The 14,843-nt window shown below is 66.6% G+C and carries 18 protein-coding genes and 1 tRNA gene; 16 read left to right on the forward strand and 3 right to left on the reverse strand.

The genetic code is table 11. The annotated features are described in order from the left end of the window. The first annotated feature begins 89 nt into the window (after positions 1–89). From AC5P7A_RS03150 to AC5P7A_RS03215, 14 genes are all read left to right on the forward strand, one after another. Positions 90–599: a YceD family protein gene (locus AC5P7A_RS03150; RefSeq protein WP_049404889.1), complete on the forward strand. Its 510-nt coding sequence runs from the start codon at positions 90–92 to the stop codon at positions 597–599. 107 nt (positions 600–706) lie between these two features. Further along, on the forward strand, positions 707–901 hold the full coding sequence (gene rpmF, locus AC5P7A_RS03155) for a 50S ribosomal protein L32 (RefSeq protein WP_004154640.1): 195 nt from the start codon (positions 707–709) through the stop codon (positions 899–901). 91 nt (positions 902–992) lie between these two features. Continuing rightward, positions 993–1,970, forward strand: a complete 978-nt coding sequence (locus AC5P7A_RS03160) for a beta-ketoacyl-ACP synthase III (RefSeq protein WP_014646186.1) — start codon at positions 993–995, stop codon at positions 1,968–1,970. A gap of 77 nt (positions 1,971–2,047) precedes the next feature. After that, positions 2,048–2,830 (forward strand): BUD32 family EKC/KEOPS complex subunit, encoded by a 783-nt coding sequence (locus AC5P7A_RS03165; protein ID WP_495219883.1) that lies wholly within the window; start codon positions 2,048–2,050, stop codon positions 2,828–2,830. Positions 2,831–2,989: 159 nt separating this feature from the next. After that, complete coding sequence (gene fabD, locus AC5P7A_RS03170; RefSeq protein WP_032958546.1) at positions 2,990–3,934, forward strand: ACP S-malonyltransferase; 945 nt, start codon at positions 2,990–2,992, stop codon at positions 3,932–3,934. Positions 3,935–4,016: 82 nt separating this feature from the next. After that, on the forward strand, positions 4,017–4,760 hold the full coding sequence (fabG, locus tag AC5P7A_RS03175; protein ID WP_005408312.1) for a 3-oxoacyl-ACP reductase FabG: 744 nt from the start codon (positions 4,017–4,019) through the stop codon (positions 4,758–4,760). A gap of 152 nt (positions 4,761–4,912) precedes the next feature. After that, entirely contained in the window at positions 4,913–5,152 is a 240-nt protein-coding gene (acpP, locus tag AC5P7A_RS03180) for an acyl carrier protein (protein WP_005415509.1), read from the forward strand. 143 nt (positions 5,153–5,295) lie between these two features. Beyond that, a complete protein-coding gene (gene fabF, locus AC5P7A_RS03185; RefSeq protein ID WP_111205520.1) occupies positions 5,296–6,558 on the forward strand; it encodes a beta-ketoacyl-ACP synthase II in 1,263 nt (420 codons plus the stop codon). A 92-nt stretch (positions 6,559–6,650) separates the two neighbouring features. Further along, positions 6,651–8,015, forward strand: coding sequence for an aminodeoxychorismate synthase component I (locus AC5P7A_RS03190; protein ID WP_495219884.1), 1,365 nt, complete (start codon positions 6,651–6,653; stop codon positions 8,013–8,015). 192 nt (positions 8,016–8,207) lie between these two features. After that, positions 8,208–9,269: an endolytic transglycosylase MltG gene (gene mltG, locus AC5P7A_RS03195; RefSeq protein WP_014646191.1), complete on the forward strand. Its 1,062-nt coding sequence runs from the start codon at positions 8,208–8,210 to the stop codon at positions 9,267–9,269. Further along, a complete protein-coding gene (gene tmk, locus AC5P7A_RS03200) occupies positions 9,266–9,931 on the forward strand; it encodes a dTMP kinase (protein WP_495219885.1) in 666 nt (221 codons plus the stop codon). Before mltG ends, tmk begins: the two co-directional genes overlap by 4 nt. Continuing rightward, a complete protein-coding gene (locus tag AC5P7A_RS03205; RefSeq protein ID WP_032958537.1) occupies positions 9,928–10,884 on the forward strand; it encodes a DNA polymerase III subunit delta' in 957 nt (318 codons plus the stop codon). Before tmk ends, AC5P7A_RS03205 begins: the two co-directional genes overlap by 4 nt. Then, positions 10,881–11,234 (forward strand): PilZ domain-containing protein, encoded by a 354-nt coding sequence (locus AC5P7A_RS03210; RefSeq protein ID WP_005412452.1) that lies wholly within the window; start codon positions 10,881–10,883, stop codon positions 11,232–11,234. Before AC5P7A_RS03205 ends, AC5P7A_RS03210 begins: the two co-directional genes overlap by 4 nt. Positions 11,235–11,351: 117 nt before the next feature. Beyond that, positions 11,352–11,426 (forward strand) — tRNA-Val (locus tag AC5P7A_RS03215). Between the two features lie 85 nt (positions 11,427–11,511). On the opposite strand, the gene AC5P7A_RS03220 is transcribed toward AC5P7A_RS03215, so the two are convergent. Beyond that, complete coding sequence (locus AC5P7A_RS03220) at positions 11,512–12,075, reverse strand: hypothetical protein (RefSeq protein WP_111205523.1); 564 nt, start codon at positions 12,073–12,075, stop codon at positions 11,512–11,514. 52 nt (positions 12,076–12,127) lie between these two features. Beyond that, positions 12,128–12,535: a hypothetical protein gene (locus AC5P7A_RS03225; protein ID WP_111205524.1), complete on the reverse strand. Its 408-nt coding sequence runs from the start codon at positions 12,533–12,535 to the stop codon at positions 12,128–12,130. 566 nt (positions 12,536–13,101) lie between these two features. Here AC5P7A_RS03225 and AC5P7A_RS03230 point away from each other — a divergent pair. Next, positions 13,102–13,482, forward strand: coding sequence for a tautomerase family protein (locus AC5P7A_RS03230; RefSeq protein WP_074726395.1), 381 nt, complete (start codon positions 13,102–13,104; stop codon positions 13,480–13,482). A gap of 46 nt (positions 13,483–13,528) precedes the next feature. On the opposite strand, the gene AC5P7A_RS03235 is transcribed toward AC5P7A_RS03230, so the two are convergent. After that, complete coding sequence (locus AC5P7A_RS03235) at positions 13,529–14,104, reverse strand: hypothetical protein (RefSeq protein ID WP_111205525.1); 576 nt, start codon at positions 14,102–14,104, stop codon at positions 13,529–13,531. A gap of 241 nt (positions 14,105–14,345) precedes the next feature. Here AC5P7A_RS03235 and AC5P7A_RS03240 point away from each other — a divergent pair, with 241 nt between their 5' ends. Next, on the forward strand, positions 14,346–14,741 hold the full coding sequence (locus AC5P7A_RS03240; protein ID WP_057495159.1) for a DUF2946 family protein: 396 nt from the start codon (positions 14,346–14,348) through the stop codon (positions 14,739–14,741). Positions 14,742–14,843 lie beyond the last annotated feature (102 nt).

Here is a 14,843-nt window from a genome sequence, read left to right on the forward strand (position 1 = left end):
GCAGTCTGGCCCCTCCACGGCGCCAGCGGCAAGTCCTGCAGGGCGGGCATTTGACAGCAGGCGGTGCGATCCTTAGTATTCAGCGGCTTATGTCCGCGAACGTGCCCGAAACGCTGGATGCCTGGCGGATGGTTGTAGCGCGAAGGCGCTTCGACGGTCAGGTCTCCCTGGCTGAATTGACCCGCCTGCAGGGGTTGGTCGCAGATACCGACGGCGAGTGTGTCTACTCGCTTGAATTCGGTCGCGACGACGTCTTGCGGGTATCCTATGTGGAACTGACCATCGACACCGCGCTGCCGCTGACCTGTCAGCGCAGCATGCAGCGATTCCTGTTGCCGGTGAAGGTGACCCAGAGGCTTGGCCTGATCCGCGACGAGGACGAGGAATCGTCCCTGCCGGAGGAATACGAGGCGTTGCTGGTGCCGGAAGACGGCCAGCTGCGTCCGCTGGATCTGGTCGAGGACGAATTGGTGCTGGCGGTGCCCGTGGTGCCGCTGTCGCCCGACGGTGAAGCAGTCGACAAGGACTGGGCACCGAGCGAAGAAGAAACGAAGAAGGCCAACCCGTTTGCGGCGTTGGCAGCACTGAAGAAACAATAGCAGCCGGATTGTCGTCGGCGGCTGCGGCGAAAGCGAAAGTGTGCTGGGCGCTGGCGTCCTGCGCGACGATACGACGAAGCAAATCGAACCGAGTTTGGAGCAATCCCATGGCTGTGCAGAAATCCCGTGTCACCCCGTCCCGCCGCGGCATGCGTCGTGCCCACGACGCCCTGAGCGCCAAGCAGCTGTCGACCGACCCGACCACCGGCGAAGTGCACCTGCGTCACCACATCACTGCCGACGGTTTCTACCGCGGCAAGAAGGTCATCCAGACCAAGACCTCGGCCGTCGAAGAAGATTGATGTGCCGGGAAGGCCGCTGCCTCCGGGCAGCGGCCTTTGCCTTCTTTCCCGGGCGTGCCGGTGATCGGCGGCCCGCGCAACAGGAAACATGATGAGCAAGCGGATCTATTCGAGGATCGCGGGCACCGGTAGCTATTTGCCGGAAAAAGTCCTGACCAACGCCGACCTGGAAAAAATGGTCGAAACCTCGGATGAGTGGATCCAGTCGCGCACCGGCATTCGTGAACGGCACATCGCGGCCGAAGGCGAAACCACCAGCGACCTTGGCTACAACGCCGCCCTGCGCGCGCTTGAAGCCGCAGGCATCGATGCCTCGCAGCTCGACATGATCGTGGTCGGCACGACCACCCCTGATCTCATTTTCCCGTCCACCGCGTGCCTGATCCAGGCCAAGCTCGGTGTGGCCGGGTGCCCCGCCTTCGACGTCAACGCAGCCTGTTCCGGCTTCGTGTTCGCGCTGGGCGTGGCCGACAAGTTCATCCGCTCCGGCGACTGCAAGCACGTGCTGGTGATCGGCACCGAAACGTTGACCCGCATGGTCGACTGGAACGATCGCACCACCTGCGTGCTGTTCGGCGATGGCGCCGGCGCCGTCGTGCTCAAGGCCGACGAAGACACCGGCATCCTCAGCACCCACCTGCATGCCGATGGCAGCAAGAAGGAACTGCTGTGGAACCCGGTCGGCGTTTCGACCGGCTTCAAGGACGGCGCCAACGGTGGCGGCACCATCAACATGAAGGGCAACGACGTGTTCAAGTACGCCGTCAAGGCGCTGGACTCGGTCGTGGACGAGACCCTGGCCGCCAACGGCCTGGACAAGTCCGACCTGGACTGGCTGATCCCGCACCAGGCCAACCTGCGCATCATCGAAGCCACCGCCAAGCGGCTGGAGATGTCGATGGACCAGGTCGTGGTGACCGTCGACAAGCACGGCAACACCTCCTCCGGCTCGGTGCCGCTGGCGCTGGATGCCGCGGTGCGTTCGGGCAAGGTCGAGCGTGGCCAGTTGCTGCTGCTGGAGGCCTTCGGCGGCGGCTTCACCTGGGGTTCGGCCCTGCTGCGCTATTGATAGTGCAAGTTACGACAATGTGAAGTCTTGTCGTTACGGCCCCTTCGGGGCCGTAACGCGTTTAAGGAGGACCTGTCATGGTTGAGCCCATCGTCATCGAAGGGCAACGTGCCTGGCTGAAGCAGTACGGCAAGGGAAGCCGGGCAATGGCCCTGGGCCTGCTCAATTTTGTTGCGCGCCGTTTCCATCTGGATGCGCTGCGCCCGCCGCCGCACCGCGGTGGCGACGCCGCACGCGAAACCGAGGCCCGCCGCCTCGCGGAACTGCAGGCGCAGGGTGTGAACGTGCCGGACGTACTGGGCACCGGTCATGCCGCGCTGGTGATCGGCGACAACGGCAGCTCGTTCAACACCTGCCTGCGCGAAGCCGACGAAGCCGGTCGCGATCAGCTGGTGATGGCGGCGATGCTGGCCATTGCTGAAGCTCATGCCCGCGGCGCCTATTTCGGGCAGCCATTGCCGCGCAACCTCACATGGGATGGCGAGAAGGTCGGCTTCATCGATTTCGAGGAAGATCCGCTGGAAGTGATGGATCTGTCCGAAGCGCAGGCCCGCGACTGGCTGATGTTCGGCTACGGCGTGGCCAAGTACTACGCCGACCGCCCCGGGCACCTGCAGGCGATGATGGCCGAGGCGATGGGTGACGTTCAGGCGCCGGTGCGCGAGCACGTGCATGCGGTCAGCGGCCGCCTGCGCAGCCTGGCCCGGGTCTGCATGAAGCTGGGCCGTTCGGCGCGCGCGCTGGCCCATTCCATCTTCATCGCCCACGGCGCCAGCACCGCCGGCGTGTTGATGCTGGTGTGCCTGTGCGTGGATTTCCTCGCCGACGGCGACCTGGACGTCCTGCAGCTGTTCTGCTGAGGCTGATAGGGGTCAGATCCCTTTTCCGCAGGAAAAGGGATCTGACCCCGTTGCGCTTGCCCGGCCGCGCTCCATACGCCTGCATACGCGCACGTACAGACGACACAGCGGATTCGCCCTTATCATGGCCCGCTTCGATTGCAACAAGCGGATGACCGCGTGACCGTATCCACCCTCGCTTTTGTCTTCCCCGGCCAGGGCTCGCAGTCTGTGGGCATGGTGGCCGAGCTGGCCGAACTGCACCCACAGGTGCGTGAAGCCTTCACCGAGGCATCCGATGGTGCCGGCGTCGACCTGTGGGCGCTGTCCCAGGGCGGCCCGGAGGAAATGCTCAACCGTACCGAATACACCCAGCCGGCCCTGCTGGCCGCGAGCATCGGCGTGTGGCGCGCCTGGAACGCCGTGGGCGGTCCGCGCCCGTCGGTATTGGCCGGCCACAGCCTGGGCGAGTACACCGCCCTGGTTGCCGCAGGCGCACTGAGCCTGCATGACGGTGCGCACCTGGTGCGCCTGCGCGGCCAGCTGATGCAGGAAGCCGCACCGGCCGGTGTCGGCGCCATGGCCGCCGTGCTCGGCGCCGAAGACCAGCTGGTGCTGGACGTCTGCGCCGAAGCGGCAGGCAGCCAGGTGGTGGTGCCGGCCAACTTCAATTCGCCGGGCCAGATCGTGATCGGTGGCGACGCCGACGCGGTCGACCGTGCGCTGGCGCTGCTGGCCGAGAAGGGCGTGCGCAAGGCGGTCAAGCTGGCCGTCAGCGTGCCCTCGCACACCCCGCTCATGCGCGAAGCCGCCAACCGCCTGGCCGAAGTGATGGCCGGCCTGTCCTGGCACGCGCCGCAGCTGCCGGTGGTGCAGAACGTCGACGCCCAGGTGCACAGCGGCATCGACGCGATCCGCACCGCGCTGGTCCAGCAGCTGTACCAGCCGGTACAGTGGACCGGGTGCGTGCAGGCGCTGGCTGCCCGTGGCGTCACCCGGATCGCCGAGTGCGGCCCGGGCAAGGTGCTGACCGGCCTGGTCAAGCGCATCGACAAGGCCATCGACGGCCGTTCGCTGGCCACGCCGGGCGACTTCGAAGCCGCCCGCGAGGCATGGTCGGCCTGATCCCCCCTGTTCCTGCCGACCGTACCGGTGGCCGCGGCAAGCGGCACGGGTGCGGCGGTCGCCCCAGCCTGAGGAAAACATCATGAGCAAGCCCCTGCAGGGTGAAATCGCACTGGTCACCGGCGCCAGCCGTGGCATCGGTGCCGCCATCGCCGATCTGCTGGCCGCCCAGGGCGCCACCGTCATCGGTACCGCCACCACTGAATCCGGCGCTGCCGCGATCGGCGAACGCCTGGCCGCCCACGGTGGTCACGGCCGCGCGCTGAACGTCACCGATGCCGCCGCGCTGGACAGCGTGCTCGATGGCATCGCCAAGGAATTCGGCCCGATCTCGATCCTGGTCAACAATGCCGGCATCACCCGCGACAACCTGCTCATGCGCATGAAGGACGAGGACTGGGCGTCGATCATCGACACCAACCTGACCAGCGTGTTCCGCACCAGCAAGGCGGTGATGCGCGGCATGATGAAGGCGCGCAAGGGCCGCATCATCAACATCGCATCGGTGGTGGGCGTGACCGGCAATGCCGGCCAGGCCAACTACGCCGCGGCCAAGGCGGGCATCATCGGCTTCAGCAAGTCGCTGGCCAAGGAAATCGGTTCGCGCGGCGTCACCGTCAATGTTGTCGCACCTGGCTTCATCGACACCGACATGACCAAGGCGTTGCCGGAAGAAGCGCGCACCGCGCTGATCAACGACATCGCCCTCGAACGCCTGGGGTCGCCGGAAGACATCGCCCATGCGGTGGCCTTCCTGGCCAGCCCGGCTGCCGGTTACATCACCGGCGAAACCCTCCATGTGAACGGCGGCATGTACATGCCGTAAGCAAGGGGCGCAGGGATTGCGCCGCAAGTGGTTGATCTGCGGAGGTTTTTGCTGCAATGCATGGCCGCGCCGGTTTCCACTACACTATCCCACGGCCATCGCCTTTGATGGCGACCACTTTTGAACCACAACTCCATCTGGAGCGAGATCCCATGAGCACCATCGAAGAACGCGTCAAGAAAATCGTCGTCGAACAGCTTGGCGTCAAGGAAGAAGAAGTCACCAACAGCGCATCGTTCGTCGATGACCTGGGCGCTGACTCGCTGGACACCGTCGAGCTGGTGATGGCCCTGGAAGAAGAATTCGAGTGCGAGATCCCGGACGAAGAAGCCGAGAAGATCAGCACCGTGCAGGCCGCCATCGACTACATCAAGGCCCACGTCAAGGCCTGATGTCAGACGGCAGTGCGCGCGCGGGCCCACGCTCGCCGCGCACCGCACCCCATGGGGCCGCAGTTGCGGCCCCGTGTGTTTGAGCATCACACCGAAGCAAACCGAGTTGCCCGTTGAAATCAGCCGGGTCAGGAGAATCAGCAATGAAGCGTCGCGTCGTCGTAACCGGCCTGGGTATCGTCTCGCCGTTGGGCAATGATCTGGCCAGCAGCTGGGAAGGCATCACCCACGGTCGTTCGGGCATCGGTCCGCTGACCAACGTTGCGGATGCCTATCTGGATCGGTTCACCACCAAGATTGCAGGTGAGGTCAAGGGATTCGACATCACCGCCGACAATGAATTGTTCGGCAAGTTCCGGGTCAGCGGCAAGGATGCCAAGAAGATGGACCCGTTCATCCATTACGGCCTCGGTGCCTCGTTCATGGCCCTGCACGACTCGGGCCTGGAGATCACCGACGCCAATGCCGATCGCATCGGCGCCATCGTCGGCGCCGGCATCGGCGGCCTGCTCGGTATCGAAGAGCAGACCATCGAGTTCCACGAGGGCAAGAAGATCTCGCCCTTCTACGTGCCCAAGACCATCATCAACATGCTGCCGGGCCAGCTGAGCATCATCACCGGCCTGAAGGGCCCGTCGTTCTCGGCGGTGTCGGCCTGCGCGACCTCGAACCATTCGATCGGTACCGCGATGCGCATGATCCAGTACGGCGACGCCGACGTGATGGTGGTTGGCGGTGCCGAGCGTGGCTCGTCGCCGACCGCGCTGGGCGGCTTCTGCGCGATGAAGGCCATGAGCACCCGCAACGATGCCCCGGAACAGGCCTCGCGCCCGTGGGACAAGGACCGTGACGGCTTCGTGCTGGGCGACGGCGCCGGCATCCTGATCCTGGAAGAGTACGAGCACGCCAAGGCGCGTGGCGCGAAGATCTACTGTGAACTGGCCGGCTTCGGCGCCAGCTCCGACGCGTACCACATGACCGCACCGAGCGAGAACGGCGAAGGCGCCGCGCGCTGCATGGCCATGGCCATGAAGGACGCGGGCGTGACCCCGGAACAGGTGGGCTACCTCAACGCGCACGGCACCTCCACGCCGCTGGGCGACCTGGGCGAGACCATGGCGATGAAGACCGCCTTCGGCGACCACGCCTACAAGATGATGGTCAGCTCCACCAAGTCGATGACCGGCCACCTGCTGGGTGCTGCCGGCGGCGTGGAAGCGATCTTCTCGGTGATGGCACTGCAGGACAACGTCATCCCGCCGACCATCAACCTGCAGCAGCCGGGCGAAGGCTGCGACCTGGACTACGTGCCCAACGAAGCACGCCAGGCCAAGGTCGACGTGGTGATGTCCAATGGCTTCGGCTTCGGCGGCACCAACGGCACGCTGGTCTTCAAGCGCGTCTGACCGAGTTGTAGCGTCGGGCCATGCTCGACGCCGCGTTCTACGGAGCCGCCGCAAGGCGGCTTCCGTGCATCTGAACCCCAGAACTGGCTGCCATGACCCACGCACCGCTGATCCACCCGCTGCCGCACCCGATCGATCTGCTGGCCCTGCAGCAGCATGACCCGGCGCGCTTTCCGCTGCTGATGGAATCCACTGCCTCGGGCACCGCGCAGGGCCGCTGGAGCCTGCTGCTGGCCGCGCAGGGCGATGGCCTGCGACTGGATGCGGATGGCCAGGTGCGCGACCAGCACGACGCGGTGCACGCCGGCAGCTTCCTGCAGGTGCTGGACCGTGCCTGGCAGCGCGAACGCCTGCCGCATGACGGCAGCCACAGCCTGCCGTTCCGCGGCGGCTGGGCGTTGATGCTCGATTACGAAGTGGCCAGCCAGATCGAACCGGTGCTGCCGGCGCGTGCGCGCGAGGACGGCCGCCCGACCGCGCTGGCGCTGCGCTGCCCGGCCGCGGTGCTGCATGACCATCACAACGGCGCCAGCTTCGTCATCGCCGAGGCCGGCGAGCAGGCGTTGCTGGATGCGCTGGTGGCACTGGCCTCGGCCGCGCTGCCCGAGGCCGGGCAGGGCTGGCAGCCGCCGCAGGCGGTGGGCGAGGATGCGCCGCAGCGCTTCACCGACGGCGTGCGCCGGGTGATCGAGTACCTGCGTGCCGGCGACGTGTTCCAGGTGAACCTGTCGCGGCGCTGGAGCGCGCAGTTCGCTGCGCCGGTCAGCCCGCAGGCGCTGTACGCGCAGCTGCGCCGTGCCAATCCGGCACCGTTCGCCGGCCTGTTCAGCGCCCACGGCCGCCATGTGGTCAGTTCCTCGCCGGAGCGGCTGGTGTCGGTGCATGCCGGCCACGCGCAGACCCGTCCGATTGCCGGTACGCGTCCGCGCTTCGAGGGGGACGATGATGCCGCACGCATCCAGGAGCTGGTCGGCCACCCCAAGGAGCGCGCCGAGCACGTGATGCTGATCGACCTGGAGCGCAACGACCTGGGCCGCATCTGCATGCCCGGCACCGTGGTGGTCGACGAGCTGATGACCGTGGAGAGCTACGCGCATGTGCACCACATCGTCAGCAACGTCAGCGGCCACCTGCGCCCCGATGTGACCCCGGGCGAGGTGATCGTCGCGACCTTCCCGGGCGGCACCATCACCGGCTGCCCCAAGGTGCGCTGCATGCAGATCATCAGCGAGCTGGAGCAGGTGCCGCGTGGTGCCTACACCGGCGCGTTCGGCTGGCTGAACCGCGATGGCGACCTGGACCTGAACATCCTGATCCGCACCGCCGAAGTGGATGGCCACCAGGTCAGCTTCCGCACCGGCGCCGGCATCGTGGCCGATTCGGACCCGGACAAGGAACTGGACGAGACCCGCGCCAAGGCCCGCGGCCTGCTGCGCGCACTGGGCCAGCAGGGCTGATCCGGTCGGGGTCGGATCCCTTGCGCACCGCGCGAGGGCTCTGACCCCCGCAGTCATGCCGCCGGGCGTTCATCCACGCATGGCGTGGATCTACTGATCGACCGTTGGCCGGCACGCAGGCGCCACCCCGGTCATGACCCCAATCCACCGGCACGGTATCCTGCACGACGGAATCGAGTTCAGAGGTAGTCCATGGCGGGAGCCAAGCGCGGGTGTCTGTTCGTGGTAACGCTGGTGGTGGTGCTGGCCGCCGTCGTGGCGGGCGCGGGCGCGTGGTTCTTCTACCAGCAGACCCGGTTCGCCGATGCCCCGATCACCCCGACCGCCGAGAGCGTGGTCATCGCCAGCGGCGATGGCATGAACAGCGTGCTGCGCAAGCTGCGCGACGCCGGCGTGGACGAGGGCCAGGACACCCAGTGGCAGCTGTTGGCGCGCCAGCTCGATGCGGCCGGCAAGCTGAAGGTGGGCGAGTACGCGCTCGGTGGCGAGCTGACCCCGCGCGAGCTGCTGCTGCGCATGCGCGCCGGCAAGGTGCTGCAGCACCGCGTCACCATTGTCGAGGGCTGGAACATCCGCCAGCTGCGTGCCGCACTCAAGCGCGCCGAGCCGCTGCTGCACACCACCGACAACCTGGATGACGCCGCGTTGATGCAGCGCCTTGGCTTCGGTGGCCAGCACCCGGAAGGCCGCTTCCTGCCGGAGACCTACGTTTACCAGCGCGGCGACAGTGATCTGGACGTGCTCAAGCGCGCCCACGCCGCAATGGAAAAGGCGCTGGACGAAGCCTGGGAAAGCCGCGCGCCGGACCTGCCGATCAACACGCCCTACGAACTGCTGACGCTGGCGTCGATCATCGAGAAGGAAACCGCGCTGGCCAGCGAGCGCCCGCAGATCGCCGGCGTGTTCATGCGCCGCCTGAAGATCGGCATGCGCCTGCAGACCGACCCGACCGTGATCTACGGCATCGGTGCCGCGTATGACGGCAACATCCGCCGCCGCGACCTGACCACCGATACGCCGTACAACACCTATACCCGTGCGGGCCTGACCCCGACCCCGATCGCCATGCCCAGTCGCGACGCGCTGATGGCCGCGGCGCAGCCGGCCGCCGGTGATGCGCTGTACTTCGTCGCCGTGGGCGACGGCAGCGGCGCGCACGTGTTCTCGCCCAGCCTGGACCAGCACAACGCCGCCGTAGCCCGCTACCTGCAGCAGCTGCGCCAGCAACGTACCCAGGAGACCCCGGCGCAATGAGTCCCGCGCTGCTTCGCCACCCGCGTTTCGTCAGCCTGGAAGGCGGCGAGGGCGCAGGCAAGACCACCGCCATCAATGCCATCCGTGACTGCCTGCGCCGCCACGGCCACGAGGTGGTGCTGACCCGCGAGCCGGGCGGTACGCCACTGGCCGAGCGCATCCGCGGCCTGCTGCTGAAGCCCGATGCCGAGATCGCTGCCGAACCGCTCAGCGCCGAAGCCGAGCTGCTGCTGGTGTTCGCCGCACGCGCCCAGCATGTGCGTCAGGTGATCCGGCCGGCGCTGCAGCGCGGTGCCTACGTGCTGAGCGACCGCTTCACCGATTCCAGCTACGCCTACCAGGGCGGTGGCCGCGGGCTTGACCCGCAGTGGATTGCCGACCTGGAGCGCCGCGCGGTCGGCCTGCTGCCAGGGCTGACCCTTCTGCTGGATGTGGACGTGGCCGTCGGCCGCGCGCGCGCCAACGGTCGCGACCTGTGGCCGGACCGCATCGAGAGCGAGCAGGACGATTTCTTCCAGCGCGTGCGCGCCGTGTTCCGCAGCCGCGCACAGCAGGACCCGCAGCGCTTCGCGCTGATCGACGCCGGCCAGGTGCAGGAACGCGTGGCCGCCGATGTGGTCGCACATGTCGAGAGTTGGCTGCAGGAAGGGGAGGGCGCATGAGCACGTTTTCGCCGTGGCAGCAGCGTGCGTTCGACCAGACCGTGGCCGCGCTCGATGCGGGTCGCCTCGGTCATGGCCTGCTGATCTGCGGCCCGGCCGGGCTGGGTAAGCGCGAGGTAGCGCTGGCGCTGGCCGACCACGTGCTGGCGCAGGGTGATGCAACGCACGCCACGCGTACGCGCCAGCTGATCGCCGCCAGCACCCATCCGGACCTGCAGCTGGTCAGCTTCATTCCGAACAAGAGCGGCGACAAGCTGCGTACCGAGATCGTCATCGAGCAGGTGCGCGAGATCACCGACAAGCTGGCGCTGACCCCGCAGTACGGCGTGGCGCAGGTGGTGATCGTCGATCCGGCCGATGCGATCAACCGCTCGGCGGCCAATGCGCTGCTGAAGACCCTGGAAGAGCCGCAGCCCGGCCGCTACCTTTGGCTGATCAGCAGCGACCCGGCACGCCTGCCGCAGACCATCCGCAGCCGTTGCCAGCGACTGGAATTCAAGCTGCCGCCGCAGCACGAAGCACTGGCCTGGCTGCAGCAGCTGGGCCACAGTGAAGCATCGGCGCGCGAAGCGCTGGAGGCCGCCCGCGGCCATCCCGGCCAGGCCGACAACTGGCTGCGCGAAGACGGCCTGAGCCTGCGCCGCGAAGTCGGTCGAGATCTGGAACAGCTGGCCGCCGGCAAGACCGGCGCGGTGGAGCTGGCGCAGAAGTGGTGTGGTGATGACAACGCGGCGCTGCGCCTGCGCTTCGCTGCCGACCTGGCGCTGGCCCAGGCCAGCACCGATGCCTTGACCACGCCGGAGCGATTGCACAAGCTTGCAGCCTGGTTCGATGCGGCCAACCGCACCCGCGACCTGCTGCGCACCACGGTGCGTGCAGACCTTGCGGTGGTCGAGTTGCTGCTGGCCTGGAACAAGGTGAACGAGCGGCCTGCCGCAAGGGGAAATCGATGAGTGCCAGCAACGCCCGCCAGGGCATCCTGTCCCTGGCTGTGAAGGACAAAGCCGCGCTGTACAGCGCGTACATGCCGTTCGTGAAGAATGGCGGCATCTTCGTGCCCACGCCCAAGCGCTATTTCCTGGGCGACGAGGTGTTCCTGCTGCTGACGCTGCCCGATTCCAGCGAGCGCCTGCCGGTGGCCGGCAAGGTGATCTGGGTGACCCCGGCCGGCGCGCAGGGCAACCGCACCGCCGGCATCGGCGTGCAGCTGGCCGACGGTGCCGAAGGCGAGGGCGTGCGCCACAAGATCGAGACCCTGCTGGCCGGGCTGACCGGTTCGGACAAACCGACCCATACGATGTGATTCCGGTAGCGTCGGGTCATGCCCGGCTGCGTGCCCCGAAATGCCCGTGAACACGACTGTGAAAAACTGTTGACGGCCTCTGAAAAGCCCCTATAATGAGCGGCTCAGCAACACACCGGGCGGTTAGCTCAGCGGTAGAGCATTGCCTTCACACGGCAAGGGTCACAGGTTCGATCCCTGTACCGCCCACCATGTTGCAGAACGAAAAAAGCCTCCAGCAATGGGGGCTTTTTTGTTGCCTGCGATCCAGCAGGATCAGCCGGAAGCGCACACCCTTTCAGCCGTGCCGCTCCAGCAGCTCGCGCGCGATCATCGCCGTAGCATCCAGCAGGTCGTGGCCGCTGCCGGCCTGCACCACCACCGCCAGCAGAGTCCGGCCCACCTCGGCATTGCCGCTGGTCAGCTCCATCTCTGCTTCAAAGCACAGATCGGCCAACCATTCGTTGGCCTGTTGCAGCCCGCGCTTGCGGACGCGGCGGAACTCCGCGAGCAGCTTCGCCTGGCCGGCCTCCTGCTCGCCATCGGCCAGCAGGCCGATGGCACCGCCGTGCGCCGCGCGCCAGATGGCCGGTAGCGGGCGACCGTTCGCGTCCACCACGTCCGCCGAGAACTGCGCGCAGTACATTTCGTAGCGCTTGCCCGCTGTGCTGCGGGGCACGATGCCGGCTTCGGCGAGCAGGCGTTCGGCTTCATCCAGTGTGCTGAACTTCAAGCGCAGCAGTGCAGGGCGGCTCAGCTGTTGCGCCAGCGCGTGTTGGTTGGCCGCGAACCAGACGTTCCAGCCCACGGTTGCGCGGCCTTCCAGTGCGGCCTTGAAGTACTCCAGGTGTTCGGCGTCCATTGCGGTCTCCTGCGCTCCCTGCGCGATTGTAGCGGCAGCACATCCGGGCCGGTCAGGCATCGCCGCTGAAGAGGCAATGATGCGCCTCGCGCACCAGCTGTCGTGCGGCCACGATCAGTCCGTCGATATGGAAGGCGCCCAACTGTTCGTCCGGGCCGCCTTCGTTGCGCGCATGATCGGCGGCCTGCAGCAGATCGAGCAATGCGCCGAGCCCGGATAGCGAGCGGCGCAACGAAGCGTGATTGCTGGCGCCGAGGGTGAGGCTGATGCATGGCTGTCCGTCATCGCCGTCAGCATGGTTGATCGCATTGAGACGGGCGAAGAAAGTGGGCAGCTGCGCGGGCAAATTCTGTGCGTTCAGGGCGCACTCGATCTCGCGTGCGAGGTCTTCCGGCACATCGGTTGCGACGTCGCCGATCAGGGTGTGCAGGCGGGGATGGACGGCGGTGCGGTTGGTCATGGCGAAACCCTCACTGGCGTAGGGCCACCTTCAGGAGTGAAGGTGGCGGACGGTGCGGGTTGGCGTACCAAGGCAAACAAGCTTCAGGGGAGAAGAATGCCTGGCGGATCTGGCGATCCCCACGCACCGGCCGCCATTGAAGGCAGTCGGTGCATTCTCTCTGCTGCGATTGTTCCTGCAGCCCCTAAATCTTGTTTGTTTATTCGAGACGCCAATCCCGGCCAAGGCGTCTTGCCTCGGCGCGGCGATCTTCAAGCCGGGCAATCACATCGGTCTGTAAGGAAAATTCTCAACTGTCCCTAGGCAGGCCAGATGTTTCCCAATGTGTGCAGTCCAGCACCCGCGAGTAGTGCGGCCCATCACTGATGGCGCACATCGCCGCACCTGCCGACCGTGCACGAGACGACTCCACAGCGGAGCCACCACGGCAATCGCGTCACCCCGCGCGGCGGAGGCGGGACCATGCCACGCATGGAGCCAGAGGGTTCCATCCCTGTGCTGTCCCACCGCCTTGGGCAGGCGTAGTCTCAGCCCATTGCCGTGCCCATCCACCCCGGAGTACCACCATGCCGCTCGCCCGCATCGATCTTCGCAAAGGTAAATCCGCCGACTACCTGCAACGCGTCGGCGAAACCATCTACCAGGCCATGCGCGCGGTGGGCGTGCCGGAAAACGACCGTTTCCAGATCTTCCAGGAACACGCGCCCGGCACGCTGATCTACGACCCCGGCTACCTGGGCGTGGACCGTACCGATGACTTCATCTGCATCCAGATCACCTGGAACGAAGGGCGCACGCTGGAGCAGAAGAAGGCGTTGTACCTGGGCATCGCCGACGGCCTGCATGCGGCGGTGGGCATCCGCCGCGAAGACGTGTTCATCAATCTGGTGGAAGTGAAGAAGGAGAACTGGTCGTTCGGGAACGGTCAGGCGCAGTACGTGAGTTGATGCGGGTGCGCTGCGCTGTTTCTTTAGGGCGTGCCAAGGCGCTGTGCTACTTGGCGAGCGGACGGGATTCGTGAATCAGCATCCTGGCGCTTGCGCCACGAAGCGGTGCGATGTCTTCAACCGTGCTGATCTGGACGCGGTAGCGACGTCGCGCCTGCAACGGCAGCAGCGCGACATGGAGTCGATAGGCCCCGTCGCTGCCTCGTTGGGTCTGAGCGTAGTTCAGTCCCGCATCGCGGTGCCAGTCTGGCAGTGGCTGGCCAGATTGCGACTGTGCGATCTGGTAGGCGTCGGGGCTTGCCAGCGACTGCCACGTGCCGCCGGACCATTGCTGAAGTCCGACGCGTAAAGGAATGTGCAGGTCGCGCGGAGAAGCAGCATCTGGCGATGGGGAGAGGTGCTGCAGATCCAGCTCCACCGCATATGTAAGGTAGCTGGCAAAATTGCGCGCCGTGGTTTCGAACTCGAACTGCACCTGCTGGCCGGGCGTGTCCACGGCGATGGGCTGTGAGAGTTCCAGCGGCTCTGGCGGTGGGGGCGGCCCCTTGTCGGCGCAGGCGGCAAGCAGCGCGGTCAGGCCGAGCAGGCTGATGCGCAGCCGGTGTGTGATTCGGGTGGTCATGCCGATCCCTCTGGCTCCTTGCCGTGGCCATCTGAACCCTAACGTTGGCGAGGCGGGGCCTGCAAGCGCAGGGACCGCGGTGCGTTGCATTCACATGTCGCCGCTGGAGGCGAACCCCTGCGTCACCGTGTCGCAGGGGCCAAACCCTGAACGGGGTCCAAGGTTGGCCATGGCCCCGTAGAATGGCGGCGTGCGCCGTTCTGCTCTCCACCGCCGGTTCCAGGCCCTGGCATGGCTTGCCATGCTGCTGGTGCTGCTCGCCCCGCTGGTGAGCCGCTGGCTGGCGCATGGTCACGTGGCTGCCGCTGCGCCGGTGGCAGCCATGGACCATGCGATGCACGCAGAGCATGCACAGCACGCGATGGAAGGGCACCACGACCATCACGCGATGGCGATGCCGCACGGCGGGGCCACGAAGAAGCCGCCCGCCGATCCACATGCCGATCATGAGATGGGCGTGGACTGCGATTACTGCCTGATCGCTGCACGGCTGATCACCCTGCTGGTGGCGGCCGTGCTGCTGTTGGCGCCGATGGCACCGGTGTGCCGCGCACTGCGCGGCGCGGTGCGGGCGTTGCCGCAACGGATCAGCGGCACATTGGGCGCGCGTGGGCCGCCGGCCTTGATGGCCGCCTGAGCCGCACGCGCGCTGCATTGAACGTTCTTCCATGAGGTTGCCGGCCACGGCCGGTGCCCGCACGCGCGTGTCTGTCCCTTTCTGATTGCTGCCCTGCCATTG

The organism is Stenotrophomonas sp. YJH_SMC_65, assembly GCF_059369475.1.

Bases quoted from the DNA above. Each gene is read 5' to 3' on its own strand.
- tmk (WP_495219885.1), top strand. From the start codon at position 9,266: ATGAGTCCCGCGCTGCTTCGCCACCCGCGTTTCGTCAGCCTGGAAGGC.
- AC5P7A_RS03230 (WP_074726395.1), top strand. From the start codon at position 13,102: ATGCCGCTCGCCCGCATCGATCTTCGCAAAGGTAAATCCGCCGACTAC.
- AC5P7A_RS03160 (WP_014646186.1), top strand. From the start codon at position 993: ATGAGCAAGCGGATCTATTCGAGGATCGCGGGCACCGGTAGCTATTTG.
- AC5P7A_RS03165 (WP_495219883.1), top strand. From the start codon at position 2,048: ATGGTTGAGCCCATCGTCATCGAAGGGCAACGTGCCTGGCTGAAGCAG.
- AC5P7A_RS03205 (WP_032958537.1), top strand. From the start codon at position 9,928: ATGAGCACGTTTTCGCCGTGGCAGCAGCGTGCGTTCGACCAGACCGTG.
- AC5P7A_RS03150 (WP_049404889.1), top strand. From the start codon at position 90: ATGTCCGCGAACGTGCCCGAAACGCTGGATGCCTGGCGGATGGTTGTA.
- rpmF (WP_004154640.1), top strand. From the start codon at position 707: ATGGCTGTGCAGAAATCCCGTGTCACCCCGTCCCGCCGCGGCATGCGT.
- AC5P7A_RS03220 (WP_111205523.1), bottom strand. From the start codon at position 12,075: ATGGACGCCGAACACCTGGAGTACTTCAAGGCCGCACTGGAAGGCCGC.
- fabF (WP_111205520.1), top strand. From the start codon at position 5,296: ATGAAGCGTCGCGTCGTCGTAACCGGCCTGGGTATCGTCTCGCCGTTG.
- fabG (WP_005408312.1), top strand. From the start codon at position 4,017: ATGAGCAAGCCCCTGCAGGGTGAAATCGCACTGGTCACCGGCGCCAGC.
- AC5P7A_RS03235 (WP_111205525.1), bottom strand. From the start codon at position 14,104: ATGACCACCCGAATCACACACCGGCTGCGCATCAGCCTGCTCGGCCTG.
- AC5P7A_RS03225 (WP_111205524.1), bottom strand. From the start codon at position 12,535: ATGACCAACCGCACCGCCGTCCATCCCCGCCTGCACACCCTGATCGGC.
- AC5P7A_RS03210 (WP_005412452.1), top strand. From the start codon at position 10,881: ATGAGTGCCAGCAACGCCCGCCAGGGCATCCTGTCCCTGGCTGTGAAG.
- mltG (WP_014646191.1), top strand. From the start codon at position 8,208: ATGGCGGGAGCCAAGCGCGGGTGTCTGTTCGTGGTAACGCTGGTGGTG.
- AC5P7A_RS03190 (WP_495219884.1), top strand. From the start codon at position 6,651: ATGACCCACGCACCGCTGATCCACCCGCTGCCGCACCCGATCGATCTG.
- acpP (WP_005415509.1), top strand. From the start codon at position 4,913: ATGAGCACCATCGAAGAACGCGTCAAGAAAATCGTCGTCGAACAGCTT.
- AC5P7A_RS03240 (WP_057495159.1), top strand. From the start codon at position 14,346: ATGCTGCTGGTGCTGCTCGCCCCGCTGGTGAGCCGCTGGCTGGCGCAT.